Here is a 13,611-nt window from a genome sequence, read left to right on the forward strand (position 1 = left end):
CTCCAGCAGAGGTTTACAGCGAGTGAAGCAGTCCCATACGGCAAGAGCAAGGCGCCGCCATGGTTAAACAGCATTCATCTCAGTTCACGTCCTCGTGCGAGCGGTCTTCGGCCAGCCCTGCCCGAACTTCGGCGGCCAGTCCGGACTTCAACAGGACCGTTTGCCGAAGCCGCCCACCCATAAAGGGCTGGGGTGAGCGGATCGTCACGAGGTGGTCGTCCGGACAGAATGTCAACGGCTGTTCCAAATCGTTCAGCCGGAACCGGAACTTCACGCCACCGGCGGTCGGATCATACGAACACAGGTATCCGGTCTGCTGCATGTCCTTCAGCAGCAGCGCATCCGGGCGCGATGGCGGTGCCATTTTCATCGCAGAAGCCGCATCGAACCAGTAGCCCAAATTCCAGAGGTCGGTGATGTATTGCTCGTCAACCGCTTCAGACGCGATGACCCGTTCGCTGGTCGCAATGAACTGGGTGAGAAATCCATCCAGATCGCCGATGAATTCATCGCCCACGGCATCGGGATAATGCGTCATGTAAGCGATATAGTCGTCGAACGCGCCGGTCATGTCGTCACCGCGGGTGCGGCGCTGTCCGGCGAGGGCCAGTTCGACATATTTGACCTGGCCTTCGTCAAGATCCTCGTTCGCCAGCATGGCCTTGTAGCCGAGCGTGGCGACCTGCTCGTCCATGCTCCAGACCTTCATGATCGCCGCCGTGAATTCGTCCTTCGTAAGAGCAGCGGCTGGCAGGGGTATGGCCAGGAGAGCGGCAACAAGAAGTGGCCTGACACGCATCAGACATCCTCCATCACGTCTTGCTGTCAACAAAAAGCAATTTCGGCCCTGCCCCGCAAGAGCGAAGCCTCAGTCAGACGCTGCGTTCGCCAAGATCGCCGCCTCCTTGTGCGGCGGCACGAAGAGGTGCGCGCCGCACTCACGCAAGGAACATCTTGCTCACGATAACCTAAGGCTCAACCGATCCGGAATTTGACCGGCCCGGCGGTCAGGACAACGCGGCCTGTGCCGTGGTTGACCGCCTGCACCACTTCCTGAACCAGTCCCCGGGCCGTGTGCATCGGCGGGGCACTGGACACAGAGATGCAGCCGGAAAGGCAAAGGCTCGCAATCGCCATCAGGGCGCAGTTGCGGTCGAGGTGTGACAAACGCGGCATGATAATCTCCCACTTTTCCGCCGGGCGCGCCCAATGCGCCGGCCTTTGAAAGTGAGATGCATCCGGACCCGGAAATGGATGCAGCGGCCCTAAATTTTTTTCAGGGCCGCCGGAAATCACATGTTCGGATAGGCCGGGCCACCGCCGCCTTCCGGCACGGTCCAGTTGATGTTCTGGTTCGGATCCTTGATGTCGCAGGTCTTGCAGTGGATGCAGTTCTGCGAGTTGATCTGGAACTTCAGCTCCCCGCCCTCATCGACCCATTCATACACACCGGCCGGGCAATAGCGCGCCGACGGACCGTCGAAGATATCGTGCTCCGAGCTTTTCTGGAGCGCCATGTCCTTGACGACGAGGTGCACCGGCTGATCCTCGCCATGATAGGTGTTGGTGAAAGAGACATTGGTCAGCTTGTCGAAGCTGATGACGCCATCGGGCTTCGGATAGTCGATCGGCTTGAACTTCTTGGCCGGCTTCAGAGAGGCGGCGTCAGACTTGGTGTGGCGCAGCGTCGGCAGGAAGCCGAAGCCGAACAGTGTGCGCATCCACATGTCCGGCACGCCGATCATGGCGCCCAGCAGGGTGCCGAATTTCGACATCAGCGGCTTCATGTTCTTCACCGGCGACAGGTCTTTCCAGACCCAGCTGTCGCGGACTGACTGGCTGTATTCGGACAGCACGTCGCTCTGACGGCCATCCTTGATGGCGGCGAAGGCAGCTTCCGCGCCCAGCATGCCGGTCTTCATCGCATTGTGCGTGCCCTTGATGCGCGGCAGGTTCACGAAGCCGGCCGAACAACCGATCAGCGCACCGCCGGGGAAGGCCAGTTCAGGAATGGACTGGATACCGCCGGACGTGATCGCCCGCGCGCCATAGGCCACGCGCTTGCCGCCCTTCAGGTAACGCACGACATCCGCATGATGCTTGTAGCGCTGGAACTCCTGATACGGAGCAATATAGGGGTTCTTGTAGTTCAGGTGGACCACATAGCCGACGGAAATGAACGGCTCGCCATTGTCGCGGAAATGGTAGAGGAAGCCGCCGCCGTCGCCGCTCTTGCCCATGACCGGCCAGCCGAATGTGTGCTGCACCAAGCCTTCGGTGAAATTCTCTTCCGGCACGGACCAGACCTCTTTCAGGCCGATGCCGAATTTCTGCGGATCGCAATTGTCGCGGAGGCCGAACTTGTCGGTCAGTTCCTTGGTCAGCGAGCCGCGCGCGCCTTCCGCGAACAGGACGTACTTGCCGAGCAGTTCCATGCCGGGCTCGAAGTCCGGCTTGTGGCTGCCATCGGCGGCGATACCCATAACGCCCGCCACGATGCCGCGCACTTCACCGGTCTCGCCATAGACGATCTCGGAAGCGGCAAATCCGGGGAAGACTTCAACGCCGAGATTCTCCGCTTCCTGGGCCAGCCAGCGGCAGACATTGGCCAGCGAACCGATGAAGCAGCCATGATTGCTCATCAGCGGCGGGAACGGCGCCCAGCCGACTTCGGCGGAGCCGTTTTCGCCAAGCAGCTTGTACTTGTCGATCTTGACCTCGGTGGTGATCGGGCGGTTAGCGCGGGTGCGCCAGTCCGGGATCAGCTCGTCGAGGCCCTTCGGGTCCAGCACCAGGCCGGACAAGATGTGCGCGCCGATTTCGCCGCCCTTTTCCAGCACCACAACGGACAGGTCTTCGCCCGCCTCATTGGCCAGTTGCTTGAACCGGATCGCCGCAGACAGGCCGGAAGGGCCCCCGCCCACGATGACCAGGTCGAATTCCATCGACTCCCGTTCCATAGCGTCGTCCGCCATTGTTATCTCCTCGCTGCGGCGTTTGAGTTGCCCGCCATACGTGTAATTAGTTAAGCACTTACAGTGTCTGCCGCGAAGGTCCAGAGCGCCCGAATGCCCGCCGTTACGTCAACTTCTGCCATGGATTCGCTCACCGACTGGTGGGAGGAAATGGGCGTGGAGGTCGATCACGGGCTGGTCGAGGCCTATCTGGCGGCTGCCGCAACGTCAGAATCCCCTGCCCCGCAACAGGATGCACCTGCTGCGCCGCGCCGCAGAAAACCGAAGAACTGGGTCCAGGAAGCCACAGCGCTCGCCGCCGGATGCGACACGCTGGAGGCTCTGAAGGCCGCCATCGAATCGTATGACGGCAGCCCTCTGAAAGCCGCAGCCCAGAATACGGTCGTATTTGACGGCACGCCGGGCGCCACCCTGATGGTCATCGGCGAAGGCCCCGGCGCGGAAGAAGACCGGCGCGGCCTACCCTTTGTCGGCCGGGCCGGACAACTACTGGACCGGATGCTGGCAGCGATCGGCCGGACGCGGGAAGAGAACGTCCTGATCTCCAACGTCAACTACTGGCGCCCGCCCGGCAACCGGAACCCGGAGCCGGAGGAACTGGAAGTCTGCCGCCCCTTCGTCGAGCGGATGATCGAACTGGCAAGGCCAAAACTGATCGTCGCGGCGGGCGGCGTGCCGGCCACGTCCCTTCTTGAAACCTCAAACGGCATCATGAAGCTGCGCGGCACGGAGCACGTGTTCACGACCGCCGGCGGCTATTCCATCCCACTGATCCCCCTGCTCCACCCGGCCTACCTGCTGCGCCGCCCGCAGGAAAAAAGCCGTGCGTGGCGCGACCTGCTGCTGGTCGAGAAGCGGCTTAGGGAGCTTGGCGGGTGACAGAGCAGAAGCAGCCGACCGGCATGGATGATTTGGCCGCCGGGTTCATCTCCTTTGTCTTGCTCGGAGGCGGGGTTGCCCTCGCAACCTATCTCGTCTGCCTGTTCGGTTTCGGATGGCGCTCAGGCATAAGCGCGGCGGTCGCAGTGGGATCCGGCACGGTCGCAGGGTGTTTCGGCGGCTTTACCAAAGCCGGGCGTGCGTTGGGCGACGCGCTCTGGACCGTGGTGCGCGAATTGTCCAACTGGACCTGACCCATGCCCGCGCCTGTTTCCGTTGTCATCCCGACCCTCAACGCAGCCCGTGAGTTGCCGCTCTGCCTTGAGAGCCTGTTGCCGGGGCTGGAGGCCGGGCTGATCCGGGAAGTGATCGTCGCCGATGGCGGATCGGAGGATGCAACGGTGAAGATCGCGGAAGCTTCCGGGGCAAACATCGTGACCGGTGCAAAGGGGCGCGGGGCACAACTTGCCGCCGGAGCCAAAGCCACGCGCGGTGACTGGCTGCTCTTCGTCCATGCCGACACCGCCCTCTCCCGGGACTGGGCTGAACGGGTGACAGATCATCTGCACACGCGCCCCGGAAAGGCAGCCTATTTCGAACTGAAATTCCGGTCCGATGCGCGCGCGGCCCGTGGCCTCGAAAAGCGCGCCAACCGCCGCGCCCGGATGCTGGGCCTGCCATATGGCGACCAGGGCCTGCTGGTCTCGCGGACGCTATATGACGAAGTTGGCGGCTACGCTGACGTGCCGCTGATGGAGGACGTGATGATCGTCCGCGCCATCGGCAAATCCCGCCTCGTGCAACTGAATGCCGAAGCGCGCACTTCGGCCGCCAAGTATGAGCGCGACGGCTGGCACCGGCGCAGCTTGCGTAATGCCGTTCTCATCGCCCGCTTCCTGATGGGCGCGAAGCCCGAACAGCTGGCGAAGGCTTACACCTAGTCGTTGTCTTCCCACCATTGCGGATCGTTCAGCCGCTCCGCATAGGCCTCGCTCAGATAGTCTGTGACCGGCACGAGCGCCGGCATGGCACAGGTGCCCTTGTCGATCTTTTCGACGCCATAGGTCTCCGCTTCTTCCGGCGTCACTTCGGAACAGTCGGGCAAGGCCACTTCGTAAGCCGGCAGGTCGCCATCGAATTCTGGGGCGCGGCGGGCGACGCCAACCGAATACATGGTCTCGTCCTCTTCGATCATCTTGATCTCCACGATCCAGATCTGGCCGAGATCGTTTTCGAGAAGCGGCGCGAGGCGCAGCGGGATCGGTGCGTCGTCCTCCTCCGGCGGCGGAATGAGCAGGTAGCTGCCATCTTCCTGAAGGGCACCCTCCGCACATTCCTCGGCATTCGAGCAGAACTGCACCGCGCCTTCCGGCAGCGCGGTCGACTCTCCTTCCGCAATGAAGGGCGTTTCGCTCAGGAAACAGGCAGACAATAGCCCCGACAGCGCAATTGCCGTTCCGGCCAGCAGCTTTTTCATGGCAACATCTCCTCCGTGCCGACGTGGCACCTTTTCCTCCCCGCCAGACAAAAGTATGGCAGGTTGATGACCCGCGCGACACTCCTGATCTTTACTAAGCCGCCACGTATCGGCCTGTCGAAAACTCGCCTTGCCGCCGACACGAGCCGGACGACCGCGCGGCGGATCGCAGGTTTCGGCCACGCCCGGACGTTTCGCGCGGCAGCGGCCTCGGGCTGCGATGTCCGCCTCTATGTGGCGCCGGACGCGGCGCTGAACGGCACCGTTTCGGCCCTCTGGCCCGCCGGAATACCGCGCTTTAGTCAAGGCGAAGGCGATCTTGGGGCCCGCCTGGAGAAGGCGTGGAACGAGGCCCCGACCGGCCCGGTTCTCTTCATTGGCACCGATGCGCCGGACATTTCGCCGGCCCTGCTGCGCCAGGCCGTTCGCCTGCTTGCCCGCCACGACGCGATCTTCGGCCCGGCGGAAGATGGCGGCTTCTGGCTGTTCGGGATGAACAAGGGGCCGCGAGCCCGCGCACCGTTCCGTAATGTCCGCTGGTCCGGGCCGCACGCCATGGAAGACGTCTGGTCCCACCTGCCGGACCATGCGCAGGTCGGTCTTCTCCCCATGCTCATGGACATCGACAGGAAGGAAGACTGGCACGCATGGAGCCGCCGCCCCGGCCGCTGGCGCCCACCCGCCATTCACAGGAAAAAGCTAAAGGGACATTAGATTTGTTCTTGATTTGTTCTGATCGCCGTGGCCTTATCCCGGCATGCGGACCGGACAGAAACTTCCCGCCAAAGGGCGCGTCAGACTGATCGATACAGCCGTCGCCTCTGAGCGACAGCATCATCCTGGCCGTGGCGCGATCACCAATCAGACCGGGCGCTATGAAAAGGAAACGCGTTTCGCCTTCGACGATGGCTGGGACACGATCGAGGAACCTGCCCCGCGGCTCGACACGGAGCTCATCGCCGAAACCGCGAAGACCATCATCACCTTCAACCGCTCGCCCGACATTTCCTTCGACCGCACGATCAATCCCTATCGCGGGTGCGAGCATGGCTGCATCTATTGCTTTGCCCGCCCGACGCATGCCTGGAGCGGCCTGTCGGCCGGGCTCGATTTCGAGAGCAAGCTGTTCTTCAAGCCGAATGCCGTGGCCCTGCTGAAGCAGGAACTTGCCCGTCCTTCCTATGTCTGCCGGCCCATCGCCCTTGGCATGAATACGGATGCCTACCAGCCCGTGGAACGCGGCAAGCGGCTGACGCGGGAGATTCTTGAAGTCCTGTCAGCGCATGACCACCCCGTCAGCCTGCTGACGAAATCGGCCCTCGTCCAGCGCGACCTCGACCTGCTGGCCCCGATGGCGGAAAAGGGGCTCGCACGCGTCGGCGTGTCGCTGACGACACTGGACCGGAAACTTTCCCGCCTCATGGAGCCGCGCGCCGCCACGCCCCAGCGGCGGCTGGACACGATCCGTGCGCTTTCTGCGGCCGGCATTCCCGTAACGGTGATGACAGCGCCGATCATTCCAGGCCTCAACGATCATGAGATCGAGGCGCTGCTGGAAGCGGCCGCGGCCCATGGCGCAGGCGGCGCGGGCTTTGTGATGCTGCGCCTGCCGCTTGAGATAAAGGACCTCTTCCATGAATGGCTGGCCGAGCACTATCCGGACCGGGCCGCCCGCATCATCAACACAGTGCGCGAGATGCGCGGCGGCAAGGACTATGACGCCCGCTGGCATGAGAGGATGCGCGGGAACGGCCCGGTGGCCGACCTCATCGCGAAACGGTTTGCCGCCGCGACCCGCAGGCTGAATCTCGGCAATCCGCGTCCGTCCCTCCGGACAGACCTGTTCCGGGTGGCCGAGGAGCCCAGCGGCCAGTTCCGGCTGGGGTTCTGACAGGCATTCCACAAGGTTTCCCACAGAATCATCCACAGCCCTATCCACAGGCCGAATCGGCCGTTAGTTTCGACTCCGAAACAAACGGCGGCCGGAACGATGCGGTGCAGTTAGGGAATCCCTAACCGGTACAGCGCACTGATTCGGGTTCTGATTTTCATGCGTTGCGTATTCGGGGCTGCACAAATGGACCTGCAAAAGAACGTCATCATCCAGGGTGACTGTATCGACATCCTGTCTCGCCTGCCGGACCGGTCGGTTGACCTCGTCTTTGCGGATCCGCCGTACAATCTTCAGCTGGGCGGCGGCCTGACCCGTCCGGACCAGTCGGTCGTCGATGGCGTCGACGATGAATGGGACAAGTTCGACAGTTTCGACGCCTATGACCTGTTCACCCATCAGTGGCTGGAAGAGGCCCGCCGCGTGCTTAAGGATGACGGCGCTATCTGGGTGATCGGCTCGTATCACAACATCTTCCGCGTCGGCGCGATCCTTCAGGACCAGGGCTTCTGGATCCATAATGATGTGATCTGGCTGAAATCGAACCCGATGCCGAACTTCAAGGGCACCCGCTTCCAGAATGCCCACGAGACCCTGATCTGGGCCGGCAAATCCGAACGGTCGAAATGCACCTTCAATTACGATGCGCTCAAGGTCTTCAATGAAGACAAGCAGATGCGCTCCGACTGGGTCATCCCGCTGTGCACCGGCGGCGAACGCCTGAAGGATGAAGAGGGCAAGAAAGCGCATCCGACGCAGAAGCCGGAAAGCCTGCTGCACCGCGTGCTGCTGGCCACCACCAATCCCGGCGACACCGTGCTCGATCCCTTCTCCGGCACCGGTACGACCGCGGCCGCCGCCAAGCGCCTCGGCCGGAACTATATCGGCATCGAGCGCGACGAGACCTATGTGCGCCTCTCCCGCGCGCGGCTGAAAGCCATCGAGCCGATCAGCGGTGAAGATCTTGAGACCGAGCGCAGCAAGAAATCGCTGACCCGCGTCCCGTTCGGCGCCCTGATCGAGCATGGCTGGCTGAAGCCGGGCGACCGCCTGTTCAGCCCCCAGCGCCGCTTCCAGGCCCGCATCCGCGTCGACGGATCGCTGACCCTCGGCACGGTTTCGGGCTCCATCCACCGGCTCGGCGCACATGTGCAGAAAGCACCCGCCTGCAATGGCTGGACCTACTGGCACTATGAGACCGACAAGCGCGACCTTGCGCCGATCGACCTCCTGCGCCGCCGTTACCGTGAAGAGATGGGCCTGAACTAGATCAGCTTACTGATCGTTCGTCACCACCGGCTCCCGGAACGGACCGGCGGGCAGACCATTGCCGTCGAACAGATTGCACAGTGGCGCGTCGCCCTGACAGTAGCGGATTTCATCCGCCGGCGCCCCTTCCGGAAGATACAGCATGACGGCGGCGCCGTTCACCGATCCGGTGACATACTGGCAATCGCCGTCAGCGCTGCACGCCTCGAATCCGACCGGCTGGTTTGAGCTTATCGTTTTGAGGCCATCCTCCACCCCCATCCAGTCGACGCGCACAACATTGCCCGCGCGCAGAACGCCCGCCACTTCCGGACCCGACGGCCCGACAGTCTCCTCGCCATAGACGAGTGACCGGACGAGCCGCACCATCCTGCGAGCCACTTCCTGCTTGTTCGGCGGATGGATATCGAGCGGATCGCCAGTGTCGATGGTCACCACAATACTGGTCCGGTCATCGCGGCGAGCCACGCGGCGCATCGACTCGCGGATCGTGCCCCAGCCATCCGTGCCCGCCGCCGAGGGCGGTGCGCCATAGCGCGGCAGCTGCACCACCATGGCGGGCAGGTCCGCGCCGAACTGCGCCCGCCAGTCGCCGATCAGTAGATTGAGCAGGCTCTCATACGCCTCGCCCTCGCCCGCATTCGACTCGCCCTGGTACCAGAGCGCGCCCTTCAGGCGGATGGACCCCAGCGGCGCGATCATCGAATTGTAGAGGATCGAATAGCCCTGGATCGGGAACCATGGTGCCGGCTTCGGCCGCCCCGCCTCCGGGGGCACTTTCAGCCAGGTCCACCCCTGCGCCAGCGAGACCGTCGAACCGTCGGCCAGGCTCAAATACATCTCTTCGTCCGGACCGGTCATCCCGCCGGGGCCCCAGGTATTGTCGACATTGACGACGACGACATTCTCACCCGCCCTCAGGGTACCGGGCGGCACATCGTAGACCCGCGGCGTGCCCCAGCCATAGGTGGCACCGATCGCCGTGCCGTTCAGCCAGGCAACATCGACATCGTCCATCCCGCCAAGATGCGCGGTCGCGGCACTCGCCGCTTGCTCCGGCGTCAGCGTAAAGCTCATCCGGTGCCAGACCAGGCCGTGAAAATCCGCCAGTTCGGGCACGCCCCAGGTCTGCCAGTCGGAAACGCGATAGTCCGGCGTAGGCTGCCAGTCGAGCGAAGTGTCGCCAGTCCACGGCTCCCGGTCGTCGAAGTCTTCATGGCTTCTCCACCAGTCGGTCCATTGCTTCGCATACAGAGCAAGTCCAGCGGGCGGGTCCTCGCGGTAGCGCTTCAGGATGGCGAGCGCGTCACCGTTCGTTCCGTCAGCGGCCAGCGAAGCCTCACTGATCCAAGGCTCGATGCGTGAGCCGCCCCATGAGGAATCGATCAGGCCCACCGGCACGCCGTATTCCTTTTCGATGGCCCGGCCGGTGAAATAGCAGATGGCGGAGAACCCCGCCGCGCTTTCCGGCGAGCTGACTTTCCAGCGGTCGCCTTCAGGCAGTGAGACCTGCGGCGAGGTCGCACCGACCTGGCTCACTGCGAGCAGCCGGATGTTCGGGTTTTCGGCACTCGCCACTTCACCCGCCCCATAGATGGCCGCGGAGACCGGCCATTCCATGTTGGACTGCCCGGAACACAGGAAAACGTCGCCGCCCGCAATCTCGGCAAGCGTGCGCAGCGGCGTTCCGTCTGCAAGGAGCGAGATCACGTGCGACCCGCCGGCTTCGATCGCCGGGAAATCCGCCGACCAGCGGCCATCCCGTGAGGCCCTGACCGTCCGGGACTCATTGTCGAACGTCACCGTGACCGCCTTGCCGGCATCGGCTGTGCCAAACACTGTCACGGGCGCATCGCGCTGGATGACCATATAGTCGCTGAACACGCTCGCGAGCTTTGGCGGCTCTGCTCCCGCGGTGAGGGCAAACGCTGCCAATGCGCCCAGCATCCAGATCCGTTTCGCCATCTTCATCTCCGTTCCTCGTGTTTTCCGGAGGTTCCGACAGGGGCCGCGGATTGTCCAGTGGTAGCGCTAACCTTTTGATCGGCCGGTGCCGAGCCGGAAGGCCTTGGCGAAGACGCTGGGCAGGCCATCGACCTCTTCCAGAGGCACCCATTGCCCATCCGGCCCCGCAGGCCGGCGGGACACATCCGCCCGCCTCACGGCGAGGTGGAGCGTAAAATGGGTGAATACGTGGCGCACCTCACCACACTCCATCCAGTCCAACCCTGCTGGCTCATCCGCATGATCCGGCGATCCTTCCCGCCATTCAGATGAAGGCAGCGCCAGCATGCCGCCCAGCAATCCTTTGTGGGGCCGCCGGACCAGCAGGACATGCCCCTTGTGGACGATGACCCAGGCGGTGCCTGTCCGGAGCGGTTTCGGAGCCTTGGCGGGCTTGAGCGGATAGGCTTCAGGGCTTTTCTCGGCGCGCGCCATGCACAATTTCGACAATGGGCAGATCAGGCAATTGGGCCGCGTCGGAGTGCAAACCGTCGCTCCCAGGTCCATCAATGCTTCAGCAAAGTCGCCAGGCCTTTTTGCCGGCACCAGGGCGGAAACTTCCGCGTGGATACGCTTTTTTGCAGATGCCCAATCTTCTTTCAGCGCCAGAAGGCGGGCGAACACGCGGTCGACATTGCCATCGACCGCGGCCTCGCGCTGGTCGAAGGCGATCGCGGCGATCGCGCCAGCCGTGTAGGGTCCAATCCCTGGCAGTTTGCGCAGATCAGCCGCCGTTTCGGGCCAGCTGCCATGAGATGCAATTTCGCGTGCGCATTTCAAAAGGTTGCGGGCGCGGGCGTAATAGCCAAGCCCCGCCCAGGCGGCCATCACCTCTTCATCCGGCGCAGCCGCGAGCGCATCCACCGTGGGCCAGCGCTCCGTAAACTTCAGGAAATACGGCGTTCCATGCGGAATCGTCGTCTGCTGCAGCATGATTTCGGCCAGCCAGACGCGGTACGGATCGCGCCTGCGCCCTTTGCCGAGGCGCCATGGCAGGTCGCGCCCATGCCGGTCGAACCAGTCAAGCAGAAAGGCCGGAACCGCGTTCAAATCCCCGTGTTTCGGCACGCCCAGCCTTTCCGTCCTCACAATCCCGTGCAATCTCGGCTTTATGGTCATGAGATCAAGCCTTGATCCCATAGAGGAAGCGCGCGCCCGTGTACGCCTGCGCTATATGCGCGCCCGCGCCGTTCATCCCGGCATGAAACAGGTCGGCCTCGCCGCCGAGCGCATCGCGCGCAAGTCGGGCGGCAAGAAGATGCCGGCCATCCAGATCCTTCAGGCACGCTGGCGCGAGATCGCCGGCGAACAGCTCTGGAAATACTGCCGGCCCGAGAAAATCAGCGGCGGCAAAGATGGCCGGGTGCTGACCCTGCGTGTGCTGCCCCAAGCCGCTCCGATGGTGCAGCACCAGTCGGAAACGATCCGCCAGCGCGTCTCGGTTGCTGCCGGCGGAGACGTGACGGCGATCCGTCTTGTACAAGGTCCGCTCACGACCCGCGAGGCCGCAAAGCCACGCCGCCCGGCCCGGCCGCTCACGCCTAAAGAGCGCGCCGAACTCGAGGCATCCACCGTCCGCATTGAAGACAAGGGGCTGCGCGCGGCGATTGTTGCGCTCGGCGCCGCCATGCTAACCGCTGAAGACGCTGATAAACCGGCGGACCAGACCTGACGCCAGACCTGAAGGACGACCCGACATGGCCAACATGACCCGCCGTCTCGCGCTTGCCGCCCTCGCCGCCGCAGCAATGCTGACCGGCCCCGCGCAGGCAGAATGGGAGGAATGGTCTCCTGACACGGAAATCGGCTGGGTGCAGGGCGCGCCGGACGCACCGCTGACGGTCATCGAATACTTCTCCCCCACCTGCGGCCACTGCAAGGAATTCAGCGAGAATATCATGCCGACGGTGAAGCTGGACTATATCGACACCGGAAAGGTCCGCTTCGTCATGCGGGAATACATCCGCAACGATGTCGACACCGCCATCGTATCACAGGCCCGATGCATGGAACCGGCCACCGGCCTCGCTTTCCTGGAAGACGTCTTCGCCCGTCAGGACGATGTCTTCGACGCCGCCACCCAAGGCACGATCACGGCCACGCTTATCGAAATCGGGCAACCGCACGGCCTTACCGATCGCGCCGCCTTCGACGCCTGTTACAATGACATGAACATCCGCTTCGACATGATCGATGTGCAGCAATCAGCCAGTCATTACAGGATCCGGGCGACACCTACACTGATCGTCGGCGGAAAGGTGAAGCCCGGCGACCAGGACATCGCGACGCCGGAAGCGTTTACCGCATTCCTTGACCGGGAGCTTGCCAAGGCTGCCCCGGGCATCAATTGACGCCCGAAAAGTTAACAGCAGACCCCGCCACAGTTAACCAATTGGCAACCCAATCGACTCAATCCTTAACGCGAAAGCCATGATCATGAACCTTCTCTCGAGACGCACCGCTCTTGCCGCCGTTTCGGCGCTGATGTTTGTTGCCTGCGGCCAGACCGACACGACCACCGGGGCTGGCGGCGTTGCCGCTGTTTCGGCCGCCGATCATGTGAAGGGATCTGACAGCGCGCCTGTGACCATCATCGAATACGCCTCGCCGACCTGCCCGGCCTGCAAGTATTTCCACGACTCGATCCTGCCGCAGCTGGAAGAGAACTACGTAGCCACGGGCAAGGTGAAGTTCGTGTTCCGCGAATACCCGGTTCATGGCGACGTCGACGTGGCGGCCTATGTGCTGGCGCTCTGCGCAGGCGAAGACAAATACTTCACAGTGCTCGACGACCTCTTCGACAACCAGTCAGGTCTCGTCGACTCCGCTCGTAGCGGCGTGCTCAAGGCGACGTTGCAGACGATCGGCAAGCGCCACGGCATCGAGACCGAAGCACAGTTCGATGCCTGCATGGCCAACCGCGCCTATCGCGAAGTGATGGCCGACAAGTTTCAGGTGGCAAACGATAAATGGGGCGTGAACTCCACGCCGACCTTCGTGATCAATGGCGACCTGCGCGTGTTCGAGGGCGACCTGCGCTCTTATGACGGCTTCGCCAAATACATCGATGGCCTGATCGGCGAGACTGCAGCCCCGGAAGCTGCGGAGCAGTAATT

Annotated in this window: 15 protein-coding genes; 9 read left to right on the plus strand and 6 right to left on the minus strand. The window is 63.2% G+C overall.

All coding sequences use genetic code 11. The features are described from left to right. Window positions 1-79 precede the first annotated feature (79 nt). From R3C13_RS07905 to R3C13_RS07915, 3 genes are all read right to left on the minus strand, one after another. Entirely contained in the window at window positions 80-799 is a 720-nt protein-coding gene (locus R3C13_RS07905; RefSeq protein ID WP_371310269.1) for a hypothetical protein, read from the minus strand. A 176-nt stretch (window positions 800-975) separates the two neighbouring features. Beyond that, window positions 976-1,176, minus strand: coding sequence for a hypothetical protein (locus R3C13_RS07910; RefSeq protein WP_371310270.1), 201 nt, complete (start codon window positions 1,174-1,176; stop codon window positions 976-978). A gap of 116 nt (window positions 1,177-1,292) precedes the next feature. Continuing rightward, a complete protein-coding gene (locus R3C13_RS07915; protein WP_371310271.1) occupies window positions 1,293-2,975 on the minus strand; it encodes an electron transfer flavoprotein-ubiquinone oxidoreductase in 1,683 nt (560 codons plus the stop codon). Window positions 2,976-3,095: 120 nt separating this feature from the next. Here R3C13_RS07915 and R3C13_RS07920 point away from each other — a divergent pair, with 120 nt between their 5' ends. The 3 genes from R3C13_RS07920 to R3C13_RS07930 are packed head-to-tail and all read left to right on the plus strand — an operon-like array spanning window position 3,096 to window position 4,795. Further along, window positions 3,096-3,854, plus strand: coding sequence for a uracil-DNA glycosylase family protein (locus tag R3C13_RS07920; protein ID WP_371310272.1), 759 nt, complete (start codon window positions 3,096-3,098; stop codon window positions 3,852-3,854). Next, a complete protein-coding gene (locus R3C13_RS07925) occupies window positions 3,851-4,108 on the plus strand; it encodes a hypothetical protein (protein ID WP_371310273.1) in 258 nt (85 codons plus the stop codon). Before R3C13_RS07920 ends, R3C13_RS07925 begins: the two co-directional genes overlap by 4 nt. Before the next feature lie 3 nt (window positions 4,109-4,111). Beyond that, window positions 4,112-4,795 (plus strand): TIGR04283 family arsenosugar biosynthesis glycosyltransferase, encoded by a 684-nt coding sequence (locus tag R3C13_RS07930; RefSeq protein ID WP_371310274.1) that lies wholly within the window; start codon window positions 4,112-4,114, stop codon window positions 4,793-4,795. Here the strand turns inward: R3C13_RS07930 and R3C13_RS07935 are convergent. Beyond that, a complete protein-coding gene (locus R3C13_RS07935) occupies window positions 4,792-5,331 on the minus strand; it encodes a hypothetical protein (protein ID WP_371310275.1) in 540 nt (179 codons plus the stop codon). The genes R3C13_RS07930 and R3C13_RS07935 overlap by 4 nt on opposite strands. Before the next feature lie 66 nt (window positions 5,332-5,397). Here R3C13_RS07935 and R3C13_RS07940 point away from each other — a divergent pair, with 66 nt between their 5' ends. The 3 genes from R3C13_RS07940 to R3C13_RS07950 all read left to right on the plus strand — a co-directional run bounded on the left by R3C13_RS07940 (window position 5,398) and on the right by R3C13_RS07950 (window position 8,491). Then, window positions 5,398-6,045: a TIGR04282 family arsenosugar biosynthesis glycosyltransferase gene (locus R3C13_RS07940; RefSeq protein WP_371310276.1), complete on the plus strand. Its 648-nt coding sequence runs from the start codon at window positions 5,398-5,400 to the stop codon at window positions 6,043-6,045. 43 nt (window positions 6,046-6,088) lie between these two features. Next, window positions 6,089-7,222 (plus strand): PA0069 family radical SAM protein, encoded by a 1,134-nt coding sequence (locus R3C13_RS07945; RefSeq protein WP_371310277.1) that lies wholly within the window; start codon window positions 6,089-6,091, stop codon window positions 7,220-7,222. A 186-nt stretch (window positions 7,223-7,408) separates the two neighbouring features. After that, window positions 7,409-8,491, plus strand: coding sequence for a site-specific DNA-methyltransferase (locus R3C13_RS07950; protein WP_371310278.1), 1,083 nt, complete (start codon window positions 7,409-7,411; stop codon window positions 8,489-8,491). A gap of 6 nt (window positions 8,492-8,497) precedes the next feature. On the opposite strand, the gene R3C13_RS07955 is transcribed toward R3C13_RS07950, so the two are convergent. Continuing rightward, a complete protein-coding gene (locus R3C13_RS07955) occupies window positions 8,498-10,456 on the minus strand; it encodes a sialate O-acetylesterase (RefSeq protein ID WP_371310279.1) in 1,959 nt (652 codons plus the stop codon). A 66-nt stretch (window positions 10,457-10,522) separates the two neighbouring features. Continuing rightward, window positions 10,523-11,563 (minus strand): A/G-specific adenine glycosylase, encoded by a 1,041-nt coding sequence (mutY, locus tag R3C13_RS07960; RefSeq protein ID WP_371310280.1) that lies wholly within the window; start codon window positions 11,561-11,563, stop codon window positions 10,523-10,525. A 49-nt stretch (window positions 11,564-11,612) separates the two neighbouring features. Here mutY and R3C13_RS07965 point away from each other — a divergent pair, with 49 nt between their 5' ends. The 3 genes from R3C13_RS07965 (at window position 11,613) to R3C13_RS07975 (ending at window position 13,609) form a co-directional block, all read left to right on the plus strand. Further along, window positions 11,613-12,167, plus strand: a complete 555-nt coding sequence (locus tag R3C13_RS07965) for a DUF721 domain-containing protein (RefSeq protein ID WP_371310281.1) — start codon at window positions 11,613-11,615, stop codon at window positions 12,165-12,167. A 25-nt stretch (window positions 12,168-12,192) separates the two neighbouring features. Next, window positions 12,193-12,846, plus strand: coding sequence for a DsbA family protein (locus R3C13_RS07970; RefSeq protein ID WP_371310282.1), 654 nt, complete (start codon window positions 12,193-12,195; stop codon window positions 12,844-12,846). 85 nt (window positions 12,847-12,931) lie between these two features. Further along, window positions 12,932-13,609: a DsbA family protein gene (locus R3C13_RS07975; RefSeq protein WP_371310283.1), complete on the plus strand. Its 678-nt coding sequence runs from the start codon at window positions 12,932-12,934 to the stop codon at window positions 13,607-13,609. Window positions 13,610-13,611 lie beyond the last annotated feature (2 nt).

It is taken from the genome of Hyphomonas sp., from assembly GCF_041398385.1.
Lineage (GTDB): Bacteria > Pseudomonadota > Alphaproteobacteria > Caulobacterales > Hyphomonadaceae > Hyphomonas.

Excerpts from the sequence above, each read along its gene's own strand:
- R3C13_RS07955 (WP_371310279.1), bottom strand. The coding sequence starts at position 10,456 with ATGGCGAAACGGATCTGGATGCTGGGCGCATTGGCAGCGTTTGCCCTC.
- R3C13_RS07905 (WP_371310269.1), bottom strand. The coding sequence starts at position 799 with ATGCGTGTCAGGCCACTTCTTGTTGCCGCTCTCCTGGCCATACCCCTG.
- R3C13_RS07940 (WP_371310276.1), top strand. The coding sequence starts at position 5,398 with ATGACCCGCGCGACACTCCTGATCTTTACTAAGCCGCCACGTATCGGC.
- R3C13_RS07935 (WP_371310275.1), bottom strand. The coding sequence starts at position 5,331 with ATGAAAAAGCTGCTGGCCGGAACGGCAATTGCGCTGTCGGGGCTATTG.
- R3C13_RS07910 (WP_371310270.1), bottom strand. The coding sequence starts at position 1,176 with ATGCCGCGTTTGTCACACCTCGACCGCAACTGCGCCCTGATGGCGATT.
- R3C13_RS07975 (WP_371310283.1), top strand. The coding sequence starts at position 12,932 with ATGAACCTTCTCTCGAGACGCACCGCTCTTGCCGCCGTTTCGGCGCTG.
- R3C13_RS07965 (WP_371310281.1), top strand. The coding sequence starts at position 11,613 with ATGAGATCAAGCCTTGATCCCATAGAGGAAGCGCGCGCCCGTGTACGC.
- R3C13_RS07970 (WP_371310282.1), top strand. The coding sequence starts at position 12,193 with ATGGCCAACATGACCCGCCGTCTCGCGCTTGCCGCCCTCGCCGCCGCA.
- R3C13_RS07915 (WP_371310271.1), bottom strand. The coding sequence starts at position 2,975 with ATGGCGGACGACGCTATGGAACGGGAGTCGATGGAATTCGACCTGGTC.
- R3C13_RS07920 (WP_371310272.1), top strand. The coding sequence starts at position 3,096 with ATGGATTCGCTCACCGACTGGTGGGAGGAAATGGGCGTGGAGGTCGAT.
- R3C13_RS07950 (WP_371310278.1), top strand. The coding sequence starts at position 7,409 with ATGGACCTGCAAAAGAACGTCATCATCCAGGGTGACTGTATCGACATC.
- R3C13_RS07930 (WP_371310274.1), top strand. The coding sequence starts at position 4,112 with ATGCCCGCGCCTGTTTCCGTTGTCATCCCGACCCTCAACGCAGCCCGT.
- R3C13_RS07945 (WP_371310277.1), top strand. The coding sequence starts at position 6,089 with ATGCGGACCGGACAGAAACTTCCCGCCAAAGGGCGCGTCAGACTGATC.